Raw genomic sequence first — 23,252 nt, 5'->3', positions numbered from 1 at the left:
CTTTGGACCCGCCGCTTCTGTCAATGCACGCCATTGCGCCGCTGAGCGGCGGCCACGACCGCCTGCCCGAGCGACAACCCGCCGTCGTTGGCCGGCACCTGCCGGTGCGTCAGCACGCGAAAACCCGCCGCGCCGAGCCGGCCGGCCACCTGTTCGAACAGGATGTGATTCTGGAAAACCCCGCCGGACAGCGCCACACTTCGTGCGTCGACCGGTCCCGTCAGCAGGTCGGCGAGACATTCGACCATGCGCACGACCGCCATCGCCAGACCCTTGTGAAAACGCGCCGCGATGACCGGCACGGGCGTTCCCCGCAGCAGATCGTCGAGCAAGGCTTCCCACATCGGCCGCGGCTCAATACAGCGCAAACCGTCGGGCACGATGCTGTTGATTTCGAACGGATACGCATGCGCGTCGCTATCGTCGTGCAGCACATAGGGATCGACCAGCGCCTCCAGTTCGATCGCGGCTTGTCCTTCGTACAGCACGCGCTCGCGGCACAGACCCAAGGTTGCCGCCACCGCGTCGAACAGGCGGCCCACGGAACTGGCGAGCGGGCTGTTCACGCCTTGCGCGATCATCGCGTCGAGCGCGGGGCGCGGACGGCTGCTGAGAAACCGTTGTATGTCGAGCCCGCCATACTGCCGCGTCAAGCCGCGCCAATCGAATGCCGCCAACAGATGTGCGTATGCATTGCGCCACGGTTCCTCGATCGCGCGCGTGCCGCCGGGCATCGCCACCGGTTTGAAGGTGCCGAGCCGCGTGAAACCGCGGTAGTCCGCGAGCATGAATTCGCCGCCCCACAGTACGCCGTCGTCGCCATAGCCAAGACCGTCGAGCGCCACGCCGAGCATCGACGGCGCATCTAGCGCGATGCCGTTTTCGGCCATGCAGGCGGCGAGATGAGCGTGATGATGCTGCACCTCGACCACCGGGACTTGCCACGTTCGCGCGAGGTCGTAGCCGATCTTGCGCGACAGATACTCGGGATGAAAGTCGAGCGCGACGATCTCCGGTTCATGTTCGAAAAGCCGCAGATAGTGCGTCACCGAACGGCGATAGTCCGCGTAAGTCAACGCGTCTTCCAGATCGCCGATGTGATGCGACACAACGGCCTGAGCATCGCGCGCCAGGCAGAAGGTGTTTTTGAGTTCGCCGCCCATCGCGAGCACGGCGGGCGTATCGGCAAAGCCCTCGGCCAGCAGCAGCGGCGCCGGCGCGTAGCCGCGCGCGCGCCGCAGCATGCGTGGCTCGCCGTGCACCACGCGCGCCACCGAATCGTCGACCCGTCGCACGATATCGCGGTCGTGCATCAGGAACACATCGGCGATGCGGCCAAGGCGCGCACGGGCGTCGGCGTTGTCGATACAGGGCGGCTCGCCGCTGGTATTGCCGCTCGTGACCACGAGCGCCGTGTCGATCGACTCCATCAGCAGCCGATGCAGCGGTGTGGACGGCAGCATGAAGCCGAGCGTGCCCACGCCCGGCGCCACGCTCGCGGCAACGCATTGCGCGCCATCCGCGCGCAAGATCACGATCGGCCCGCCCGCGCTGCGCAGCAACGACAGTTCTGTTTCGTCAGGCGTGCAGTAACGGCGCACGGCCTGCAGATCGCGCGCCATCAGCGCGAATGGCTTGCGCTCGCGGCGCTTGAGCCGCCGCAGACGCGCTACCGCGGTTTCATCGGCCGCATCGCAGGCAAGTTGAAACCCGCCTATCCCCTTGATCGCGATGATCGCGCCATGCCGCAGCAACAGACTCGCCGAGCGGCACGGATCGTCGGCCGCCACGCGCGCGCCGTCCCGGCTCTCCAGCCAGGCACGCGGCCCGCATACGGGGCACGCAAGCGGCTGCGCGTGAAAGCGGCGATCGGCCGGATCGTCGTATTCGGCACGGCACGCGTCGCACATGGCGAACTCGGCCATGGTCGTATTCTCGCGGTCGTAGGGAATCGCCTGAATGATCGACAGACGCGGGCCGCAATGCGTGCAGTTCGTAAACGGATAGCGGTAGCGGCGGTTGGCCGGATCGGCAATATCCGTGGCACAGTCCGCGCAGATCATCGCGTCGGGCGTGACACCGGTCTGCACAGGCCCGGCCACGCTCGCCACGATCCGGAAATCGCTGGCCGCGGCCGCCTCGGTCAATTCGTGCCGCTCGATCGCGTCGATACGCGCAAGCGGCGGACACTCGGCGCTCAGGCTGTCGATAAAACGCTGCAGCGCCCACGCTTGCGCCCACGCATGAATCAGCACGCCGTCGCTGTCATTGCATACGTCGCCCACCACGCCGCAGGCATGGGCGAGGCGCCATACGGTCGGCCGGAAACCGACGCCCTGCACCTGTCCGCGTACGCGGATTTCCTCGCCCACCGGGTGGGAAACGCCCGCGAGTGGCGGCAACCCCTGGCCGCCTGGTTGTGCTTGAGTGCTCATCGCCACCTCGATCGTCGATATCGCATTTACATGTTGCGGATGCGGATATACCGCTTGATGTCCTTCATATTCGCCAGCACGCCGAGCACCAGCGCCGGCAACAGGAGATATTTCAGAAAGCCTTTCATCACGCCTCCCACTTCAGACTCATTCACGCCGCTTATTCACACCCTGCCTGCGGCCGTTCACTGCCCGCCCGTTCACGCGGCGCGCGCGGACATCCGCTCCAGCCTCGCCGTCACGAGCTTCACGGTCAGTTCGGTGGCCGGTTCGACCGCCGCCGCCACCGGTCCGCTCAACCCCATCCGGCCTTCCTCGCCGTGTTCGAAACCGAAGTCTTGCGGCTCGCAGCCGAGCACGACAATGTCTTCACAACCGCCGCCCAGCATCCGCACCGTTTGCAGTACCCGGGCCGGGTCCATCTCGTGAGGCGACATCGCAACCGGCAGCGCGTAGGGCTCAGTGGCTTCATCGCCAGCGGATTCGCCGGCCGACGGCTCGATCACATACAGCGTGCCGGGCGCGTCACCGCGTTGCATCGCGTCGACCAGAATCGCGCTAGCCACGCCGTCGAGCAGCGCGTAGCAAAGATCGATACCGCAAATGCCGAAATCCGCCACCTCCACGCAATCGGCTAGCGCGGGCCATTCGCCCGCCGCCAGCCGTTCCCGCAGACGACGCACGACTTCGACGCCGAAGCCGTCGTCGCCGAGAAATACGTTGCCGATGCCGGCGACCAGAATTGCGCTCATGCGTGGCTCCGCTTGCCGTTGCCGCGCTGCTTCGAGGGAACCACGAGCGGCTCGATCTCATCCGGGCCGAAGAAGAACCGGTGACCGGGCATACGCTGCATGCCGAAATCCTTGCCGGGGTCGTCGTCGATCGTCACGGCCACATGCACGTGGTCGTCGAAATCGCGTTCGATCGATTCGATCGTCGCCACCATGCCGCTCAGCGCAATGTCGAAGATGTCGGCGCGCCCGCGTGGGTGCAGCCGCACCTGATCGCCGACGCGAATCTCGACGCCCGCCACCCGCACACACGCGAGATGCGGCCGCGCGTCGAGCTCCGCCCACGGCGACACCGGCATGGCGGGCGCGTCGTCCAGTGGCGTCGATGCGCCTACACCGGCCACATCGACCGCGCGCACCCGCCGCAAGGTGCCGTGCAGTTTCTGCATCTGCTCGGCGCCGAGTCCTTCAGTGCGCGCGAGCAATGCGCGGGCGCGCTCGTCGGTGGCGATCATTTCGCGCTTTTCGTCTTCCGTCATGGTGAGAATGCGTAGCGTGAGGATCTCGTCGATCTCGGTCGCATCGAACAGATCACCGGCGCTTTCCGGCGCGATCTGGGGGAAGTCATAGAGAATGATCGGCGACGCGAGCATGGTGTCGGGCTGTCGTTCATCGCCGACCAGCACCGGCCACACGCCGATGTTGCGGCATCCGGCAGCCGCCGCCGCGAGTTCACCGGGCGGATCGATTGACGAGATCCACTCGCCGTCCTCGACGGTCAGCACCGTATGACAGGACACCAGCGCATACAGCGACGCCGCATCGCGCGTCAGGGTGCGGGCATGTTCAAGCGGCGTCTGGTTGACAATGCGCGTCTTCAAGCGGAAAACGCCGACCGCCACGCTCGTCGCGCTCACTTCAACGCGCCCTTGCAGCGACGCGCGGATGCGGCGCAGCGCGCCACGTAGCGTGCCGTGGCGGTCGGCAAGCGGCTCGAGATCGCACGCGGCATCGAATGAAAATGCGATCTCCCGCGCCTCTTTCAACAAGTGGCCGAGGCTCAAGGGCGGGATCGCGATGTGGCGCTCGGCGGCTTCCTGCCACGGCACGTAGCGCCGCTGATCGATATCGAGCGCGGCCACCGTGCGCCACACAGGCTCGCCCGATTCGGGGTGCACGACGGCTGGGTTCGGCGTGTCCAGCACCATGCGCTCGATGACCTGCAGAAATCCGGGCCGTATGGCCACGCAGGTGTGTTCATCGCCGCGCAGCAGACATTCGCTTTGCGTCACCCAGGGATCGCTGCCGGACGCCTCTGCATAAGCACGCGGATAGACACCGCCAAAGGTCCACCGTTGCCGGTTTTTTACCGAGGTCGGCCGGTACGGATACAACATGTAGCCTTCGTACAGCACCGCCTGAACCACGCTTTCGACCGCGTTCACGATATGTTCTCCTCGGCACCGTCGAGCAGGCTCGTCACCGCCTGCTCCCAACTCGTCAGACCCCGCCGGCTCCTGTGACGCGCAAGACGATCGAATACGTCCCGCTGCAGACATAGCCAGGCGCCGTTCGGGTAATAGCGGGTCATCATCTCGCGCCATAACGCCACCGGCAGACGGTATGCCGCTTCCTTGTGCCACGGAATCGGTACGGCCTGCAGCGCACCGTCGGCGTCGCGATAAAACACCGTGCCGCTGAATTGCAGCATCAGGGGAATCTCGCCTTCTTCGAGGCCATGAAAATATTTGGTCGCGGCGAGGTTGAAGTCGTAGCTGCACGGCACCGGCAAATTCAGCATGCATTCACCGGTGAACGGCGGTGCGATCACCGTCGCATGCGTCCACAGCAGCGTGCGCAACGTGTCGCCCCAGCGTGGCGGCACACCGAACAGGTCTTCGAGTCCGTACTGTTCCGCGGGCGTATAGCGGCGCCGCGTCGCTTCGATCTGGATCTGGCATTGCAGGGTGATGCTGGCGATCTCTTCGCTTGCGACGGTGCCGGCCGGATTGTTCACCGGGTTGTCGACGACACGCAGCCTGAACGACAACAGCGGCGCTGCGGCGAACGGCACGACTTCCACCTGCTCGACAGTGAACTGGAGATCAGGCATGGAGCAGGCCCTCCGGCACCCGGCCGTGGGTTTTCAGCGCGGCAAAGAAGCGATGAATCGCGTCCCACGCCTCTACGCCGCCCGCGATGCCGCGCCAGCGCGCGCGAATCACGCCGGTGAGCGCATAACATTGATCGATCGGTACGCGGTAGTAGTCGCGTGCGCCTTCGCTGCGATTCACGAGCAGCGCTTCCACATCCGGTTCCAGTTGCGCGAGCAACGGGTTGTCGGCAACCAGTTGATCCCACGCGTTCAACCCGAGCAGCGACTGCGTGCCGCCGGCGGGGCCGGGATAAAGTGCCACGACGCGTTGCGCCTGACTGTCATGAAAGAAGAACGCGATGTCGATGGGAATCGCCAATGCGTCCCACTGCGTGTCGCTCATCCGGAAGCCGTCGAGATAATGCGCGTCGCGCGGCACCGGCCGGTAGTGCGTGTTCTGCTGATTGCCGAACAGCAGCGCACACGCGCGGCAACAGCAGTACAGCTGCCGTTTGGCGGTTTCGAACAGATGAGGATGGTCCAACAGAAGCGGCGCGCCACACAACTCGCACTGGATGTCGTCCGCCTTGCGCACGAACTGGCGCAAGCGCGCAACCCAGCCGCGTTGCGGAGTGGCCGCGGATGTCATTGCGCGCCGGCCTCGGTCCGGCTCGCTACCTCGGTACGATGCGGCACGAAGCGCAGTTCATGCACGTTGACATCCGCCAGCCCGGCAATGTCGACACGCAGGGTTTCCGGCGCCGCTTCGAAGATCGCGCGCTCGATTTCCTGCTGCAACTCGCTGACCGAATTGTGCTTGCCTTGCAAGCGCCCCGCTACCCGCACCCGCACCGCTTCCTGCGCGGCATCGAGCAGTTCGATCTGGATGCCCTGCACGCCGAGCAGTGGACGCAATTTCTCCACCGCACGCGAGACGCGCGTGGACAAATCGCGCGGGTGCAGCCCATGCAGAAGCAGCAGCGCTGACACACTCGCATCGCGTTCCAGCGCTTCGAGCATTGCGTCATCCATCGCGCCCGCTGCCGCTACGATTTCCATCAGGCGCGCGAGACCGTCGGTGTGCAGATCGAGCACGACCTGCAGCAACTCTTTGGCGGGTTCGCTTGCGCGTGGATCGTCGAGCGCCTCCAGCGCCGCAATCAGTTCGTCGATGCGGCGCTGCTGCGCGAGCACGGCGCGCTCGTCGCTCACTTGTGCGCTCCCTGCATCACGCCGAAGGTCGGCGAGTGCGACGTATCGATGGTCTTGCCGTTGCCGACATACATATGCACGCCGCACGGCAGGCACGGATCGAAGCTGCGCACCGCGCGCATGATGTCGATACCCTTGAACTTCTCCGGTCCGTTCTCTTCGAAGATCGGCGTGTTCTGCACCGCGTCTTCATACGGTCCAGGCGTGCCGTAGATATCGCGTGGATTGGCATTCCATGGCGTAGGCGGATAGGGGTGATAGTTGGCAATCTTGCCGTCGCGAATCACCAGGTGATGCGAGAGCACACCGCGCACCGCTTCGTGGAAACCGCAGCCGAGCCCCTCTTGCGGCACCGTGAAATCGCTGAAAGTGCGGGTACGTCCCGCGTGCAATTCGGCGAGCGCCTGCTCCGCGAAATACAACGCGGCCGCTGCGGAATACGCCTGAAAATACGTGCGGGCGCGATCGCGTTCCAGCGCATTGCTCCACTTCGGAATCTTCCACTCGAATTCGACTTCGGGTTTGAGCGCGGTCTTCGGCAAATAGATCTTCACGCTGTGGCCGGTCGCCTTGATATAGCCGATATCCACCAGACCCGCCAGGGCCGTCGCCCACAGACGCGCAATCGGACCGCCGCCGGTATCGAGCGCGAGATGGTCGCCGGTGCGTTTGTCGAGCCAGCGCGGCGACATCACCCACGTGTAGTTGCCGTCGAACTTGCGTTTCTGCGGACGCGGCAGCGTGGTCTGATTCCATGGATGCTTGCGGTCGACCGGATTGCCGAGCGGATCGTTCTTGACGAAGGTTTCCTCGTGATCCCAGTCGTCGTAAAAGGAACTGCCGAGCAGAATGCGAATGTTCAGGTTGATCTCGACCAGATCGGTCGTCACCAGCTCGCCGTCCACCACCACGCCCGGCGTGACGAACATGCCGCGGCCCCATTGCGTCATCGTGTTGTAGCTGTAGTCGCACACGTTCGGGTCCTGAAACGAACCCCAGCAACCCAGCAGAACGCGTCGCCGCCCGACTTCCTCATAACCCGGCAAGGCCTCGTAGAAGAAGTCGAACAGATCGTCGTGCAAGGGCACGACTTTCTTCATGAACTCGACGTACTTCATCAGGCGTGTGATGTAATCCGTGAACAGCTGAATGGTCGGCACCGTGCCCACGCCGCCGGGATACAGTGTCGACGGATGCACGTGGCGTCCCTCCATCAGGCAGAACATTTCGCGCGTATAACGGCTCACCATCAGCGTCTCGCGATAGAACTCGCCCGTGAACGGATTGAGCGCTGTCATGATGTCGGCGATGGTTCGATAGCCGTGTTTATCCGCATGCGGCGCGGGCGTTTTTTGCGCTCTCGCCCACACGCCAGGGTTGGTCTCCTTGACCATCGTCTCGCAGAAGTCCACGCCGACCAGGTTGTCCTGGAAGATGTTGTGGTCGAACATGTACTCGGCCGCTTCACCGAGATTGACGATCCATTCGGCGATCGGCGGCGGTTTCACGCCATAGGCCATGTTCTGCGCGTAGACCGAACAGGTTGCGTGATTGTCGCCGCAAATGCCGCAGATGCGGCTCGTGATGAAGTGCGCGTCGCGCGGGTCCTTGCCCTTCATGAAAATACTGTAGCCACGAAAGATCGACGACGTGCTGTAGCACTCCGCCACGCGGCGGTTGGCAAAATCGATCTTGGTGTAAATCCCCAGACTGCCGACGATCCGCGTGATCGGATCCCAGTTCATTTCGACCAGCTTGCCCGGCGTGGCCTGGGTGCTGGCGCTCGCTTCAGGTGCGGTACTAATGGCCATGACCTTCTCCCTGCTGACTAGTCGAATTACGCCCAATACGCCGCTTGATGCGTCGCCCAATACGCCGCTCTATCAGCGGCGATAACCGGTGGTGAGTTCCGGCCGGTTGTGACGCCATTTCGGCTCGTCGTTCAGCGTGTTTCTGGTCAGCTTGCGCAAACTGCGGATCAGCGGCCCGTAGCTCCTGATCAGATTCGACGAGAGCACCGCTCCGGGCGGCTCGTCCATGAACGGCATGAACTTGTCCGGGAAACCCGGCATCGTGCAGCCGATGCAGATGCCGCCCACATTCGGACAGCCGCCTATGCCCGCCATCCAGCCGCGCTTGGGCACGTTGCATTGCACGACCGGTCCCCAGCAGCCGAGCTTGACGATGCAATTCGGGCTGCCGTACTCGGTGGCGAAGATGGCCTGCTCGTAGGAACCGGCGCGGTCGCAGCCGTCGTGCACGGTGCGGGTGAAGAGCCACTTCGGCCGCAGCGCGTCGTCGAGTGGAATCATCGGCGCAAGACCCGCGAGTTGATACAGCAGATAGAGCAGCGTCTCCATGAAGTTATCCGGCTGCACCGGACACCCCGGCACGTTGACGATCGGCAAACCCGCTTTCGACTTCCAGTCCCAGCCGAGGTAATCGGCGAGGCCCATGCAGCCGGTCGGATTGCCTTGCATCGCGTGAATGCCGCCATAGGTCGCGCAAGTGCCCGCGCCGACCACCGCCAATGCGCGTGGCGCGAGCCGGTCGAGCCATTGCGGAATCGTGATCGGCTCGTGCGTATCGGGGTCGGTGCCTAATGCGGCCCAATAGCCCTCGCGATTAATACGCTCGTTGGGAATCGAGCCTTCCATGACCAGCACGAAGTTTTCCAGCTCGCCACGCGCGGCCTGATGAAACGGTTTGAGAAACTCGTCGCCGTTTTCATACGCCAGTACGGGATTGTGTAAATGCACCTTCGGCAAACCCGGGATCGCGCCGAGAATCACGTCTTCGATGCTCGGTTGAGTGGCCGCGGTAATCGATACCGAATCGCCGTCGCAGCCGAGGCCCGCGGTGATCCAGATGATGTGCACTTCCTTGAGAGCCGGGGCGTGCTGAGTCTTGCGCCCATAGGGGACAGTGTCTGCTTCTGCCATGATGTGTCTCCACTGCGAACCACGTTCTTTTTAATCAGGCAAAGATACGTGGCGAGTGCCGCACGGCAGTCACGTGTCCAGCAATCGATCTCTACTCGCTCCGCGAAATGCGGTTAAAAGGATCGGATTGGCTGCATGTATTGTTTGGGATGGTGCCCACCGTGATGAGCCCGAAAAACTTTTTTGAGTATAGGTCAGCGCTACCAAATAACCCAGTTTCCGTCATGTATTCATCAGACTGAAACGCGACGGCCGAGCCGCGCGCAGGCCGTCGATTGGGCTGACAATAGGCCTAAGGGTTGAGGGCTCGCCCGTGCGCCACTCATGTGCCATTCAAGTGTCGCGGCGAATCCGGGTGCGCTTACGCGTCATCCACGCATGATTCACGGATCAAAGCGATTCGGAGTGAATCTCCAGTTCTTCGAATCGCTTCCATTTGTACACCGCGGCCGACAATAACCAGCTGAGCAGAAATACCCCGATGATTGCGTAGCCGATCATGCCGAAGTTCTCGTTCAGCGCGCCCACCATCTGCCAGAATCCGCCGCTCAGATGCAGCTTGTCCGCGAGCAAGCCCAGTCCTTCGATGCAGCCGACCAGCAGCGCCACCAGCACCGAAATCGTGGTGATCGTGATGTTGTAGTAGAGCTTGCGCACGGGCTTCACGAAGGCCCAGCCATACGCGCCCAGCATCAGGATACTGTCGGTGGTATCGATCAGCGTCATGCCCGCGGTGAACAATACGGGAAACACCAGGATCGACCAGATCGACATGCCTTGCGCCGCGCCGGCGGCCGAGATGCCGAGCAAGCCGACTTCGGTTGCGGTATCGAAACCCAGCCCGAACAGGAAGCCGAGAGGATACATGTGCCCGCTTCGCGTGATGAGGCCGAACAGCGGCCGGAAGATGCGCGCCAGAAACCCCCGGTTGGCGAGCAGCATGTCGAGATCTTCATCGACGTAAGGCTCGCCGCTGCGCACGCGGCGAAACGCGCGCAGCACCGAGCGCAGCACGATCAGATTCAGCAGTGCGATGGCAAACAGGAAGAACGTCGACACCAGCGTGCCGATCATCCCGCCGATTTCCCTGAAGCCGCTCATCCTGCTTTGCAATGCCATCGCGGTTGCGGCAATGCCGATCGTGGCCAGCACGACGATGGTGGAGTGGCCGAGCGAGAACATCAGCCCGACCGTGACGGGGCGCTGACCGGACTGCATCAGCTTGCGCGTGACGTTGTCGATGGCCGCGATATGGTCCGCGTCCACTGCATGCCTCAACCCGAACGACCAGGCGAGCAGGCAGGAACCCATCAGCAGCGGGTAGCCGCGAAACGCCACGAATGCCGCCACCCATGCCGCGAGATTGAAACCCAGCAGTAACGCGTAGAGCCCCGCGATCCGATTGCGCCTGGGGCCACGTTCGTCTGCGAGGAGCGCCTTCACATACTCCGTCATGCCTGTTCTCCCCGGCTGTGAAGGGCTGCTGCGGCACGCTGTGAAGCGCTTGCCGGTGCTGACGAACACTCGATGCGTGTTACCGATAATAGACCCTTTCGCACGCATCCGGCCCCGGGGAATCGGCTGCGCCGCACCATCGCGCGGGCGATGACGCAGCGCACCACGCGCGCCGCTTACTTCACATTGAATGCATAGTCGCCATGCGTACGGTGCCCGTCGGATGCCACCGCCACCCAATGCACGATGTAGTGCCCGGCCGGCAACGGCGGCAGCGGCACGGCAATCTCCGCTGGCTGATGCGCATCGACCGTCGCCTTTTCCGTGCTGACCTGCTTGCCGCTTGCGTCGGAGACTGTCAGCGAACTGAATGCCGGCTCGAGCGGCCCGTCGAACAGCACCCTGACCTGCGCGGGCGAAGCGACCGTCGCGCCCGCGCCCGGCTCCTGCTTCTGCGGGAACACATGCGCCACGGCAGCGCCGGCGAATGCGAGTCCGGCGAGCAGCACCGGCAGTCTCGCCGTCGCGCTCAACCCATTAGGTCGGTTGTTTTTCATCGCGTGCTCCTGCGTTACTGGAAGAGAGGTTTGCCGATGGTGGTCGGCGCAACGTCGTCGAAGAAGATGTGCGCCTGGACCAGAATACCCACGTGCGAGCCGCTCGCGTGGTTGATCGGAATCTGCGCTTCGACACCGAACTGGCCATAGCGATTGATCCAGATAAAGCCCGGATTAACGGTGCCGGTCGTCTGCCCCTGACTTCTGGACAGCGGAATTTCCACTAGCGGAATGAGGTTCGACAAGGGCTGCGGCAAGCCGAGGTCGTGTACGTGCTGCTGCAGATACGGCAGGCTGTATTGCACCGTGAAGCCATAGTTGAATGCGTTCGGCTGGCCCGCGCCGGTGGTCAGCGCAGGTCCGGCTTCAGCCGTGACGGCGATCGGGCGCAGATACGCGAGCGAATCGGGAAGATCGCCCATGCCCTTGCCCGCATAGATCGTCGGCGAGATCGTCGAGAAGTTGTCGGCGATCGCGCGGCTGCCTGTGCCGCCCAGTTCGGCATCCACGCCGATCGACGTCATGAACTCGTGAGCTTCGTTGACGTACAGCAGGTACTTCAGGCCCACGCCGAAATTGTCGAAGCCACGCGCGCGAGGATTGTTCTGCATCGCGTAGGTGCCGCCGACGGACACCGCCAGCCTCGACGTGATCAGCTTGTCGTATTCGAAATCGAAGGTGTTGATGCTTTGATCGCCATCGTCGCCGGGCACGCGCTGATGCCCGTACTGGAGGTTGGCTTCGTCGCCGACGCCGGGGTCGTCGACAGACATCGTCGCCGGAAAGATGCGGTTGCCGGCAATCGCGTGAGCGTGGGCCAGTGAAGAAACGAATAGCAATGCGCTGGCGGCGGCCGCGACGAGCGGCGCCGCGCGCAGCGGTGTGCCGCTGCGCGTCGAATGGGTCTGCATGGTCGATCCTGTTCATGGGTCGTGACAATGCCGGGGCGCGTCATGACGACGTGCGGCGACATCGCGATGCACTCACGGCATCGCGCCGGTGTGACTCGAATCAGGAAACGAACGGAGGGGCGCGAGGTTGCGCGAAGGTGAGCGGCTCGACGCGGCGAACGCTCTCGAACCGCGTGGCGATGGGATGCTGGATGACCCGGACGGTGATGGCGAACAGCGCCTCCACACTCGGCACCGCGGGCATGTGGGCGAGCAGGCTGCAATAGCCGCAGGCGTCGCCGTCGGACATGGTCGAATGCTGCGTGTGCCTGCGATCGTCCTGGTCTGATGCGTTGCCCTGCATCGCGGGCATGTCGTCCATCGACGACATCTCACCCATCGACGGCATGTCGCAATGCTCGCCGGACACGGTGCTCGCGCTGCCGCGCGCGGCCAGCGACTGCGAGACTGTCGGCGCGAGCGTTGCCATCAGGATCGCGAACAATCCCAGCCAACTGCCTATCTTCCGATGGAAACGGCCCAAGGTACGCCCGGCGACATGATGAAAAACTGGGGCCGATTATGCCATGGCACGTGGCGTGTTTTTGTGGCCTTGGCCACCGTTCTGGCAAGACATCTGCACCAATGTGCCGCGGGGCAGACGCTATTGGCTCACAGATACCCAGGCATAACCCGGGGTCAATAGAGCAAACTGCCGACGGCAAACCGGCGGCGGACAGTGGAGAATGCGTCATCCCGGTTACCGGCACGGAGTGTCCATGAAAGCGCCTCGCCCGCGTACCCCGCACTTCCCAGGCGATCATTCGCATGCCGAGTGGCGCGATCACACGGTGCCCTACGCCATCGTGGCCGCGCTGTTCGTGCTGCTGGTTACGCTAATCGTCTGGCTGGTCGATCCGGCGCCGCCGAGAACCATCACGATGAGCGCCGGCCCGCGTGACAGTTCATTCATGGTCGCCGCCGAGCAGTACAGGAAGATCCTCGCGCGCAACGGCATCAAGCTGAACGTGCTGGAGTCCGACGGCTCCGTGCAGAATCTGCATCGTCTGCTGGACCCGAAACAGCATGTCGATATCGCGTTCGTGCAGGGTGGCGTGGCGGATGGCCTCGATACGTCCTCGCTAATGTCGATCGGCAGCGTTTTCTATATTCCCGTGGTGGTGTTCTATCGCGGCACGGGCGTGACGCAACTGTCGGAACTGGAAGGCAAACGGATTGCCATTGGCCGTGAAGGCAGCGGCACGCGCCTGCTCGCGCTCACACTGCTGGAGGCCAATGGTATCGAACCGGGCGACGACACGACGCTGGTGCCCACCGATGGCCTGCAGGCCGCCACCCAACTGGTGGCGGGCGAAGTCGACGCGGCGATCCTGAATGGCGACTCGGCGACCCGGGCGCTGATGCTCAGGCTGCTCAAGGTGCCCGGCATCTCCGTGATGAACTTCGACGAAGCGAGCGCGTATACGCGGCGCTTTCCCTATCTCGACGAGATCGATCTGCCGACCGGCGTACTGGATCTGAAGTACCGGATTCCGCCGGAGACGGTGCATCTCATCAGCCCGACGGTTGAGCTGGTGGCTCGCACCAATCTGCATCCGGCTATCTCCGACCTGCTGATCGAGACCGCGCAGGAGGTGCACGGCACGGCTGGGCTGTTGCAGCGCGCGGGCCAGTTTCCGAGTCCGGTCGCCCGCGAATATCAGATGAGTGAAGACGCGCTGCGCTACTACAAGACCGGCAAGAGTTTCCTGTACCGTACGCTGCCGTTCTGGCTGGCGAGCGTCGCTGACCGCACGCTGGTTCTGCTGCTGCCGCTGGCGGTGCTGCTGTTTCCGGCCATGCGGCTGATTCCCGCGCTGTACGGCTGGCGGGTACGCTCGCGCATTTATCGTTATTACGGTTCGCTGATCGCGATCGAACGCCGCGCGCTGGCCGATTCGACCGAAGAAGAGCGCAAAACGCTCTTCGCGGAGCTCGACCACATCGAGGAATCGCTGAACCGGTTACGTATGCCGCTCGCTTATGCCGACGCGTTTTATGTGCTGCGCGAGCATGTGGGCTTTGTGCGCAGCCGGCTAACGGCTGCACACTAGCGCGGCAGTGAATCACCGCCTGATCGGGCGGTTTTTATGCCTGCGGCCCAGCCGGTTCGACGGCGGCCGGGGTGGCCGCTTCGGCTGAAGTGTCCGCCGGCGCTTGCGCCGGGGTGGCTGGCTCGCCGCCCTCGGTGCTGGCTGACGGGTTGACTGCGGGGTTGACTGCGGGGCTGACTGCGGTGTCGGCGCCCGGGTTGGTTGCCGGATCCGCTGACGGGTTTGCCGCCTTGGCCGCCGCCTTGCCGGCGCGATGCGCCTGCAGACGTTGCGCGCCGGCCGCTTCCTGGGCTGTGACCTGACCTGCTTCTCCGCCGGTCAGATCGACGCGCGCTGCGCCTTCGACGAGGCTTTTCCAGTAACGGCTGCCGCGGCACCAGGTTTTGATTGCGTCGCGCAATTCCGCTTCGCTCAGCGACAGTTCCTTGGCGTGCACCACCAGGTCCTCGAAAATACCGACCTTCAGCGGCAGTTTGGGGGCCGGATTCTTCGGGAACGCATTCGGAAAGCGCTTTTGCAGTCTGCCGATTGACTTCACCACCGGGTCCACCGGTTTCGCGTCTGCGGGTTTCGCGTTGGTGGATTTCGCGTGGGCCGGTTTCGCGTCGGCCGGTTTCGCGTCGGCCACGGGGCGGCGGGCTGGCGCCGGCTTGCGGGCAGGCCTCGCGCCCGGCTTGTTGCCCGGCTTGACGGCTGGCTTGGCGGCCGGCGCAGCTTCGGCCCGTGCCGCGGCAAGTTGCTTCTTCAGTTCAGCGAGTTGTTCGAAACCCATGGCGCAAAGTCAATCGAGAAAGAAGCAGATTGTAACAGCGTGGGGAGGGGTTTTTTTGCCTACGGCATTTGGGGGGTTTGGTGCTCTGGCTTTTTGGGCATTTCCTTGCGGTGGATGCCTGCGGCGTTTTGTGTTTCGTTGGTCCGGCTTTTTGGCCTTTCCTTGTTTTGTTTCTGGTTTTATTAGCGTTCCCCCTGTGCGGGGGGCACCTACTTTTCTTTGCCGCCGCAAAGAAAAGTAGGCAAAAGAAAGCGGCTCACACCGCTAGTTCTTAAGCGAGTCCCCTGGCTTGGAGGGGATCGTGGCTCCGTAGAGATTGGCCCTCCGCACCTTCCGGCGTGAGTGACCAGGCCGTCATGCTTCCGGCGGCGCTGCGCGCGCCGAGGCGGTACTTCATCAAACCGCCCCCCGGGTTTTACGTATGCGGCTTGCCCAATGCGCTGGCTCGCTTACTTTGGTGCTGACACCAGCACTTCCAAAACCATCCGTGTTTTTCAGCGGCTCGCCGAGGCGAAGCCGATGGCCCCCACCGCGCCCAAACGAAGCACCAGGTTTCCCTGGCAGACCCGTCCGCGACGCACGCAGTGCGGAGTGGGAGCGGATGACGGCTGTGTCACCGGCGCTTATGGACCGAGGTGTGATCCGTTTATCGCACCACCAGCCCCTCCAAGCCAGGAGACCCACTTAAATGTTGGCGGTTTGAGCCGCTTTCTTTTGCCTACTTTTCTTTGCGGCCGGCAAAGAAAAGTAGGTGCCCCCCCGCACAGGGGCGACGCTAATAAACCATTAAGAATGCAAGGAAAGGCCCAAGAAGCCAGACCACCAAAACACCAAACGCCGTAGGCATACAGACCAACGAAATGCCGCCGCCAAAGGCAAAAACCCATCCCCGGACATCGATGCAAATATAATATCGCCAATTCCGACAAGAGGTCCTTCATGATCATCAAACCACGCGTGCGAGGCTTCATCTGCGTAACGACCCACCCTGTTGGCTGCGAAGCCAACGTCAAGGAGCAGGTCGAGTACGTCAAAGCCCAAGGCCCCATCACCACCGGACCGAAAAAAGTCCTCGTGATCGGCGCATCCACAGGCTACGGCCTCGCCGCCCGCATCAGCGCCGCATTCGGCTCGGATGCCGCCACCCTCGGCGTGTTTTTCGAACGCGCAGGTACCGAGACCAAACCGGGCACCGCCGGCTGGTACAACACCGCCGCCTTCGAGAAACTCGCCACGGCCAAGGGCCTCTACGCCACCAGCATCAACGGCGACGCCTTCTCCGACGAAGTCAAACAGCGCACCATCGAAGTCATCAAACGCGATCTCGGTCAGGTCGACCTGGTGGTCTACAGCCTCGCCGCACCAAAACGCACCCACCCGAAAACCGGCGAAGTCTTCAGCTCGACGCTCAAGCCGGTCGGTCAGGCCGTCAACCTGCGCGGCCTCGATACCGATAAGGAAGTCGTCAAGGAATCCATCCTCGAACCCGCCACGCAAAGCGAAATCGACAACACGGTCGCCGTGATGGGCGGCGAAGACTGGCAGATGTGGATCGACGCCCTGTTCGACGCCGGCGTACTCGCCGACGGCGCGAAAACCACCGCCTTCACCTACCTCGGTGAAAAAATCACGCACGATATCTACTGGAACGGCTCCATCGGCGCGGCCAAAAAAGATCTCGACCGCAAAGTGCTCAGCATCCGCGAAAAACTCGCGGCAAAAGGCGGCGACGCTCGCGTCTCGGTGCTGAAAGCCGTCGTCACCCAGGCCAGTTCGGCGATTCCGATGATGCCGCTCTATCTGTCGCTGCTCTTCAAGGTCATGAAGGAAAAAGGCACGCACGAAGGCTGCATCGAACAGGTCTACGGCCTCTACAAAGACAGCCTGTACGGCAGTACGCCGCACGTGGATGAGGAAGGCCGTCTGCGCGCGGACTACAAGGAACTCGACCCTGAAGTGCAAGGCCGCGTCCAGCAACTCTGGAATCAGGTGACCAACGACAACATCTACGAACTCACGGACTTCAGCGGCTACAAGACCGACTTCCTGCGTCTGTTCGGATTCGAGATCGCCGGTGTGGACTATGACGCCGACGTGAACCCCGACGTGCAGATTCCGCACCTCGTGCAGGTCTGAGTCCCGGCGGGGCCGTCGCGCAGTCGTGACAGCCCCGCCCACCGTCCCGTAGCAGAGGTCCGTCGCCCGGATGACGACACCCCGTTCGTGTCGCAGTCGTTTGACGGATCGAACATGCCCGGCATCACGCTGACGCCGCTAGCCGAGTGGCTTACGCGCACGGACCCGCGCATCCTCGCCGGCGAAGTGTGGGCCGTCGACGCGTTCCGGCTGGCCTCATCGCCAGGCTGATCAAAGACGACGGGTTTTCGACGCACGCCCCTGGCGAAGCGTCACGCCCTCGCCCATCGGCACGGCCTCGCCGTCCAGTCGCCTCGACTGCGCCACATAGCCATCGACCGCACGCATCACGCGCACTTCGAGCGCGGCGGCATCACGTTCGTCACGCTCGCCTGCGTCGTCGATCATGCCGCGCACGATCGCCAGCAGATCGTGGGCGACGAGGCTCGCGTCGTCCAGATCGGGCGCGCCAGGCTTGTTGGTCAATGCCTCCAGAAGCGCTGCGTGAATCGTGTCGGCAACCCGCAGATTGCGCTCGCCGAGCGGCAGCCGGCGCTCCTCGAAGTCGATGATCCGCGCAAGCACCGGCCGCCGCATCTGATGCGCGACCGCCGCGCGCACCATCGCCAGCACACAGCCTCGCGAATGCTCCAGCATCGATGCCGAGGTGACATCCGCCATCAGTTGCGCGGTTTCGCGCTCGATCAACGCAACCGTCAACGCGTCACGATTCGGAAAGTATTGATACAGCGAACCGATGCTGACGCCAGCCCGTTCCGCGACGGCGTTGGTCGTACATGCCGCGAGTCCGCGCGTCTCCAGAATGCGAGCCGCCGCTTCGAGTACGGCTTCGACCGTTTGCGCGGAGCGCCGCTGAACCGGCGATTTACGGGGCTTCAGACGCTGCGCGGCGGTGGATTTTGGCATGACCGAAATGCGAGTTTTTAATGTGAGCGATCGCTCGTATTCTAGACCTGTTTCGCGAAACCCAATTAATCCGATGTCGCTTGGCTGCGTCGCTTAGCTACGTCACTTAGCTACGTCGCTTAGCTACGTCACTTAGCTACGTCACTCAACTGGAATTGCACATCATGACTTCAACTGTGAAAAAACCCGTCCTGACCGTCTTCATGCTCGTGAAGACCCTGCCCGAATGGCTCGGCTTTTCCGTCGACGAACGCTTTCGCCTGCTGCGGGAACACGTCGAGCCGATTCTCAAGCAGCACGCCGATAAGGTGAGCATGCGTTTCTACGACGTCGAATTTTATTCGGCGCGCGTGACCGATATCTGGGTATGGGACGCCACGAGCCATCACGCGTACGAACTCGTCGTGGAAGCCTTGCGCGAAACGCCGTTCTGGGACCGCTTCTTCGAGGTGGTCGAGATTCTTCCGGGCGTGGAGAACGCTTACGCCAGCAACTACAACCAGGCAGCGCTCAGCGTGTCCTGAACCTCGCGGCACAGATTCGGACGCGCCGCGAGGCGCGCCCGGATCAGCAGGGGAACGCCGCCTGGAGCGAGCGCAGAATGGCGAGGCCGACCGGGAAGTCGTCTGAAATGCCGGGATGATTGGTGAAGAACTCGTCAAGCAGCGGATAGACGTTCTGGTTGCCGATCGCCAGATCTTTGGGCGGACAGAAAAGCGGCGGACGTTTTTTCGACACCAGATCTCCGTTGGCCCATCCCAGCGCGTTGATCGTGCCGGTAATGTAGGCCGCGTAGACCGAGTTGTTATCGGCATGTGCCCATTGCCGGTATTGCGCGGCCGTCATCTCGGCGCTCGCATTCAGCGTAAAACAGGCTGTCAGCAACGCCAGCGCAAATTTCGATACCCGCATCATTCAACCTTCAATCTGTGTTGCAAAAGCGCTCATTGTAGGTGAGTCAGGTGCGGCGCGCAGAAGCTAGCGATCGAGATGAATCCGTAAGGATGGCGCATGGATATTTGTAAGCGGAATCCGGCGCATACCGCGCCGCGCCTTGCTTCACGGCGCGCGACAGAGGCAGCCGCAACATCTGCCTCAGGGCGTGCCGTTGCGGCAGTACGCGAGACAGCCCGCGCGATTGCTCAGCCGCGCCATGTAAGCCGTCACGGCCGGAAAATGGGCGTGCGGCAGCGGCGTTTCGAGCCAGCGATTGATCGACAGCCCGAGCGGAATATCGGCAAGTGAAAACGACTGGCCGGCGATGAACGCGCCGGTCTTCTCCAGTTGCCTCTCGACGATCCCGATGTGCCGCGTCCAGTTAGCACACGACTGCTCGATCTGCTGGCGGTCCTGGTGATCCGGAGAATGCCGCACCAGTGCAAGAAACGCGTAGCTCCAGGCCCGGTTCAGCTCGCTCGCCTGCCAATCTATCCATTGGTCGCATCTTGCCCGTTCGCAAGGGTCGCGAGGATAAAGCGCGTCGCCGTCATAGCGGCCGGCTAGATAACGGATGATCGAGTTGGATTCCCACAGCACGAACTCGCCATCCCTGAGCACGGGCACCATGCCGTTGGGATTGAGCGCGAGAAACTCCGGAACGCCGGTCGGCCTGAAACCCGAGCCCCAGTCTTCCCGCTCGAACGGCAGGTCGAGTTCAGCGCAGGTCCACAGCACTTTGCGAACGTTGATGGATGAGGCCTTGCCTAGTATCTGCAGCATGAGAGCCTGACGGGACAGAGTGTTTGCCGAGGTGTCGCGCATCGCGACAACGCCTTCGGGAGATTAAACACCGACCGGATCCGAACGCCCGACCGCGTGTCACAGACCCGTAGCTTATCCAAGCCCGCATCAAACGGACATATACACCTGGTGTCTTGCGCGCCAAAACAGCTCACGGCGAAGCCTGCGACACGACTCGTCAAAAAATGGGGACGGGGAAGCGGCCGAGGTGGCGGAGCGCGATCTGAGCGCGATCTGAGCGCGATCTGAGCGCGATCTGAGCCACGCGGCGACGTGTTTGCGCGCTCAGTGTCTCCAGGCCGGACTCACGGCTTGAGCGTGGCCTGCTCGAGGATCATGTCGTAGAGCGCCTGCGCCGCCGGCGACAGATGCGCGGTCTTGCGCGCGACGAGAACAAGCGTGCGCGAGACAGCCGGATGCGTCAGTTCGACGGTGCGAACCGTCGGATACGCGCCCTTCTGAAGCGCGAGCGCCGGCACCACCGCCGCGCCCACGCCCTGGGCGACCAGCCCCACCGCAGTCGAACTGCGCTGGACCTCATAAAACGAGCGCAGGGCGAGATCGCTTGTTTCGAGCGCCACGTCGAGCAGCGCGCGGTTGCCGCTCACCTCGCCGGCAAAAATCAGCGGATAGGATTGCAACTGTTGCCAAGCGATGCGCCGCCGCTTTGCCAGCGGATGATCCTGATGGCAGATCAGCACGTAACGGTCTTCCGTCAGCGGCAGACTGACCAGGTCCGGATGATGGTCCCCGGCGATGTTGATGCCGAATTCGACTTCGCGGCGCAGCACCGCCGCTTCCACGGCGGACGACGCGTGATCGAGAATCTTGATACGGTTGTGCGGATACTGCGCGGCATACGCCTGCAGAATACGCGGCAGATACTGCACGCCAACCGTTGGCACGCAGGCGATCGACACATCGCCGCGACGCGCGACACCCGTCTCGCGGATTTCCACCAGTGCGTCGGCCAGTTCGCCCAGCAAGCGGCGCGCTTGCGGCAGGAACGTGCGGCCGATTTCAGTGAGCGCCATGGAGCGCGTGGTCCGTTCGATCAGCGTGACGCCCAGGTAGGTTTCGAGCTTGCGCAGACGCTGCGTAATGGCCGTTTGCGTGACGTGCAACGCGTCGGCCGCGCCCTGAAAGCTGCCTCGATCCGCGATGGCGACGAACGCCTGTACGCCAAGAGTGTCGATTTTCATTAGAAAAATGAAGGAATCGGAATGATAAATTCATTTTACTCCGCCCTTCGTGGCGCACAGAATCGGCAGACCGATTGAACGGCGGGCACCGGCCCTCGACGAGAAAGGAGAGTGAGATGGCTTCAGCGACGGATCAGTATGCGAAGCAATACGTGAAGTTCGAAAACGAGCGCACGCGGCCGGTGAGGGATTTGCTGGCGGCTGTCCCGCCGGGCGACGTGCGGGTCGCTGTGGACATCGGCTGCGGTCCCGGAAACTCCACTGAGGCGCTGGCGGCGCGCTTGCCGGGCGCAGCCGTGAGCGGCATTGACAGTTCCGCTGACATGATCGCGGCGGCACGCACGCGCCTGCCGCATCTGCGGTTCGATCTGACCGACATTTCGAAGTGGGATGCCGCGGGTCCTTACGACCTGATTCTTGCCAATGCCGTGTTGCAATGGGTGCCTCACCACGAGCGGCTATTTCCATCGCTCGTGAAGAAACTTGCGCCGGGCGGCAACCTCGCCGTGCAGATGCCGGACAACCTGGACGAACCCGCGCACCGTCTGCTGCGCGAAATCGCTGCGGACGGCCCGTGGGCGAGCAAGCTCAAGGGCGTGGAGCGCACCATGCGCTACGGCGCCGACTGGTACTACCCATTGCTCAAGCCGCTGTGCGCAAGGGTCGACGTATGGCGCACCGTCTACTACCACCCGCTTGCTGGCGGCGCGGACGCGGTTGTCGAGTGGTTCAAGGGGAGCGCGCTGAGGCCCTTTCTGGCTGAGCTCGACGACGGCGAGCGCGCCGGCTTCCTCGTGCGTTACCGGGACGAGATTGCGCGGGCTTATCCGGCACTGGAAGACGGCACGGTGCTGTTGCCATTTCCGCGGCTCTTTATGGTCGCCACACGCTAGGGCGGGGGCGCGCGTTGTTTTCCTGGTGGAAAAGCGGGCTGGAACGGCTATTGCAAGAGAGGAATTGCTGTTCCCGAATTCTGCGTGATATTGTGTAACTCAGGGAGGACGGCGACCAGTCGTCCGGAGCGGAACGCAATTTACAGCAGCGAGCGTCGCCATGAGTGATGTACGCCATCATCTGAGTCCACGTGACCGTTTGGAGCTGTTGTGCTGGCTCACATGCGGGAGTCTTGGCGCTTATTACCTGAATGAGGACTGGCCTGACGCGCAGTTCCACGTACAGGCCGCGCATAAGTGGCTGGATCGCCGGATGCGGGAGGCCGACTGGCTGAGCATCGCGAGGTTGTCGGCGCTGGCGTTGGAGATCGCGCGGCGGCACGCGACGTTTGTCGATACCGAGTGGGCGCGGGATGCTGTTGAGGAGATCCTCGATACTGAGGAGCTTGATCTTCAAGCTCGATTGGTGAGGCAGGTGCTGGCGGATTGCCAGAATGCGTTGGCTGATAAGCGGATTGCTGATTAAGGGTTTGGGTTTGGTCGCGGAGCGATGGCGGGTTTTTTTGCCTTTGGCGGCGGCATTTCGTTGTGCCTGCGGCGTTGGCCTTTTCTTGTTTTCTTGCTGGTCTATTAGCGTTCCCCCTGTGCGGGGGGGCACCTACTTTTCTTTGCCGGCCGCAAAGAAAAGTAGGCAAAAGAAAGCGGCTCACACCGCCAATTCTTAAGCGGGCCCCTTGGCTTGGAGGGGATCGTGGCCCCGTAGAGACCGAGCCTGCGCACTTCCCCACCTGAGTGACCAGGCCGTCATGCTTCCGGCGGCGCTGCGCGCGCCGGGGCGGTACTTCATCAAACCAGTTGGTGTTTTCGGCGCCTCGCCGAGGCGAAGCCGATGGCCCCCGCTACGCACAAACGAAGCACCCGGTTTCCTTGGTGGACCCGTCCGCGACGCACGCAGTGCGGAGCGGGAGCGGATGACGGCTGTGTCACTGGCGCTTATGGACCGAGGTGTGATCCGTTTATCGCACCACCAGCCCCTCCAAGCCAGGAGACCCACTTAAATGTTGGCGGTTTGAGCCGCTTTCTTTTGCCTACTTTTCTTTGCGGCCGGCAAAGAAAAGTAGGTGCCGCCCCGCACAGGGGCGACGCTAATA

The 23,252-nt window shown here is 62.9% G+C and carries 24 protein-coding genes; 6 read left to right on the top strand and 18 right to left on the bottom strand.

Going from position 1 to position 23,252, the window contains the following annotated elements; translation table 11 throughout:
• Nucleotides 1-20: 20 nt before the first annotated feature.
• The 13 genes from hypF to PQR27_RS09285 all read right to left on the bottom strand — a co-directional run bounded on the left by hypF (nt 21) and on the right by PQR27_RS09285 (nt 12,807).
• Nucleotides 21-2,435, bottom strand: coding sequence for a carbamoyltransferase HypF (gene hypF / locus PQR27_RS09345; protein WP_408523375.1), 2,415 nt, complete (start codon nt 2,433-2,435; stop codon nt 21-23).
• A 26-nt stretch (nt 2,436-2,461) separates the two neighbouring features.
• Nucleotides 2,462-2,590 (bottom strand): DUF6893 family small protein, encoded by a 129-nt coding sequence (locus PQR27_RS09340; RefSeq protein ID WP_408523374.1) that lies wholly within the window; start codon nt 2,588-2,590, stop codon nt 2,462-2,464.
• 45 nt (nt 2,591-2,635) lie between these two features.
• Nucleotides 2,636-3,187, bottom strand: a complete 552-nt coding sequence (locus PQR27_RS09335) for a hydrogenase maturation protease (protein WP_408523373.1) — start codon at nt 3,185-3,187, stop codon at nt 2,636-2,638.
• Nucleotides 3,184-4,611 carry a hypothetical protein gene (locus tag PQR27_RS09330; protein ID WP_408523372.1) on the bottom strand — a complete coding sequence of 476 codons (1,428 nt, stop codon included), beginning with the start codon at nt 4,609-4,611 and terminating at the stop codon, nt 3,184-3,186. The genes PQR27_RS09335 and PQR27_RS09330 overlap by 4 nt, the downstream gene beginning before the upstream one ends.
• Entirely contained in the window at nt 4,608-5,279 is a 672-nt protein-coding gene (locus PQR27_RS09325) for a DUF6084 family protein (RefSeq protein WP_408523371.1), read from the bottom strand. Before PQR27_RS09325 ends, PQR27_RS09330 begins: the two co-directional genes overlap by 4 nt.
• Nucleotides 5,272-5,910, bottom strand: coding sequence for a DUF5947 family protein (locus tag PQR27_RS09320; RefSeq protein WP_408523370.1), 639 nt, complete (start codon nt 5,908-5,910; stop codon nt 5,272-5,274). The genes PQR27_RS09325 and PQR27_RS09320 overlap by 8 nt, the downstream gene beginning before the upstream one ends.
• Nucleotides 5,907-6,473, bottom strand: coding sequence for a NifU-related iron-sulfur-binding protein (locus PQR27_RS09315; RefSeq protein WP_408523369.1), 567 nt, complete (start codon nt 6,471-6,473; stop codon nt 5,907-5,909). Before PQR27_RS09315 ends, PQR27_RS09320 begins: the two co-directional genes overlap by 4 nt.
• Nucleotides 6,470-8,284: a nickel-dependent hydrogenase large subunit gene (locus PQR27_RS09310; RefSeq protein ID WP_408523368.1), complete on the bottom strand. Its 1,815-nt coding sequence runs from the start codon at nt 8,282-8,284 to the stop codon at nt 6,470-6,472. Before PQR27_RS09310 ends, PQR27_RS09315 begins: the two co-directional genes overlap by 4 nt.
• Nucleotides 8,285-8,356: 72 nt before the next feature.
• On the bottom strand, nt 8,357-9,415 hold the full coding sequence (locus PQR27_RS09305; RefSeq protein WP_408523367.1) for an NADH-quinone oxidoreductase subunit B family protein: 1,059 nt from the start codon (nt 9,413-9,415) through the stop codon (nt 8,357-8,359).
• 390 nt (nt 9,416-9,805) lie between these two features.
• Nucleotides 9,806-10,870: a HoxN/HupN/NixA family nickel/cobalt transporter gene (locus tag PQR27_RS09300; RefSeq protein WP_408523366.1), complete on the bottom strand. Its 1,065-nt coding sequence runs from the start codon at nt 10,868-10,870 to the stop codon at nt 9,806-9,808.
• Nucleotides 10,871-11,046: 176 nt separating this feature from the next.
• Nucleotides 11,047-11,427: a copper resistance CopC family protein gene (locus PQR27_RS09295; protein WP_408523365.1), complete on the bottom strand. Its 381-nt coding sequence runs from the start codon at nt 11,425-11,427 to the stop codon at nt 11,047-11,049.
• Between the two features lie 14 nt (nt 11,428-11,441).
• Nucleotides 11,442-12,338, bottom strand: a complete 897-nt coding sequence (locus tag PQR27_RS09290; RefSeq protein ID WP_408523364.1) for a hypothetical protein — start codon at nt 12,336-12,338, stop codon at nt 11,442-11,444.
• Between the two features lie 100 nt (nt 12,339-12,438).
• Entirely contained in the window at nt 12,439-12,807 is a 369-nt protein-coding gene (locus PQR27_RS09285; protein WP_408525447.1) for a DUF2946 domain-containing protein, read from the bottom strand.
• A 289-nt stretch (nt 12,808-13,096) separates the two neighbouring features.
• On the opposite strand from PQR27_RS09285, the gene PQR27_RS09280 reads away from it, so the two are divergent.
• The gene (locus tag PQR27_RS09280) at nt 13,097-14,431 is read left to right on the top strand and encodes a TAXI family TRAP transporter solute-binding subunit (protein ID WP_408523363.1); all 1,335 of its coding nucleotides are present in this window, start codon (nt 13,097-13,099) and stop codon (nt 14,429-14,431) included.
• Nucleotides 14,432-14,465: 34 nt separating this feature from the next.
• Here PQR27_RS09280 and PQR27_RS09275 read toward each other — a convergent pair whose 3' ends face one another.
• Nucleotides 14,466-15,203, bottom strand: coding sequence for a ProQ/FINO family protein (locus PQR27_RS09275; RefSeq protein WP_408523362.1), 738 nt, complete (start codon nt 15,201-15,203; stop codon nt 14,466-14,468).
• Between the two features lie 939 nt (nt 15,204-16,142).
• On the opposite strand from PQR27_RS09275, the gene fabV reads away from it, so the two are divergent.
• Complete coding sequence (gene fabV, locus PQR27_RS09270; RefSeq protein ID WP_408523361.1) at nt 16,143-17,339, top strand: enoyl-ACP reductase FabV; 1,197 nt, start codon at nt 16,143-16,145, stop codon at nt 17,337-17,339.
• Between the two features lie 87 nt (nt 17,340-17,426).
• The gene (locus tag PQR27_RS09265) at nt 17,427-17,570 is read left to right on the top strand and encodes a hypothetical protein (protein WP_408523360.1); all 144 of its coding nucleotides are present in this window, start codon (nt 17,427-17,429) and stop codon (nt 17,568-17,570) included.
• Here PQR27_RS09265 and PQR27_RS09260 read toward each other — a convergent pair whose 3' ends face one another.
• Nucleotides 17,571-18,266 (bottom strand): TetR/AcrR family transcriptional regulator, encoded by a 696-nt coding sequence (locus PQR27_RS09260; protein WP_408523359.1) that lies wholly within the window; start codon nt 18,264-18,266, stop codon nt 17,571-17,573.
• A 164-nt stretch (nt 18,267-18,430) separates the two neighbouring features.
• Between PQR27_RS09260 and PQR27_RS09255 the strand changes: the two genes are divergently transcribed.
• Nucleotides 18,431-18,790 (top strand): darcynin family protein, encoded by a 360-nt coding sequence (locus tag PQR27_RS09255; protein ID WP_408523358.1) that lies wholly within the window; start codon nt 18,431-18,433, stop codon nt 18,788-18,790.
• A gap of 43 nt (nt 18,791-18,833) precedes the next feature.
• On the opposite strand, the gene PQR27_RS09250 is transcribed toward PQR27_RS09255, so the two are convergent.
• The 3 genes from PQR27_RS09250 to PQR27_RS09240 form a co-directional block, all read right to left on the bottom strand.
• Nucleotides 18,834-19,181, bottom strand: coding sequence for a hypothetical protein (locus PQR27_RS09250; protein ID WP_408523357.1), 348 nt, complete (start codon nt 19,179-19,181; stop codon nt 18,834-18,836).
• Between the two features lie 180 nt (nt 19,182-19,361).
• Complete coding sequence (locus PQR27_RS09245) at nt 19,362-19,985, bottom strand: glutathione S-transferase family protein (protein WP_408523356.1); 624 nt, start codon at nt 19,983-19,985, stop codon at nt 19,362-19,364.
• 326 nt (nt 19,986-20,311) lie between these two features.
• Entirely contained in the window at nt 20,312-21,208 is an 897-nt protein-coding gene (locus PQR27_RS09240) for a LysR family transcriptional regulator (protein ID WP_408523355.1), read from the bottom strand.
• A gap of 116 nt (nt 21,209-21,324) precedes the next feature.
• Between PQR27_RS09240 and tam the strand changes: the two genes are divergently transcribed.
• Together tam and PQR27_RS09230 are read left to right on the top strand one after the other, a co-directional pair.
• A complete protein-coding gene (gene tam / locus PQR27_RS09235) occupies nt 21,325-22,101 on the top strand; it encodes a trans-aconitate 2-methyltransferase (RefSeq protein ID WP_408523354.1) in 777 nt (258 codons plus the stop codon).
• 160 nt (nt 22,102-22,261) lie between these two features.
• Nucleotides 22,262-22,627 carry a hypothetical protein gene (locus tag PQR27_RS09230; RefSeq protein ID WP_408523353.1) on the top strand — a complete coding sequence of 122 codons (366 nt, stop codon included), beginning with the start codon at nt 22,262-22,264 and terminating at the stop codon, nt 22,625-22,627.
• Nucleotides 22,628-23,252: the final 625 nt, after the last annotated feature.

The organism is Paraburkholderia fungorum, from assembly GCF_046027215.1.
Classification (GTDB): Bacteria; Pseudomonadota; Gammaproteobacteria; order Burkholderiales; family Burkholderiaceae; genus Paraburkholderia; species Paraburkholderia fungorum_D.
This window is presented reverse-complemented; position numbering and strand designations above follow the sequence as displayed.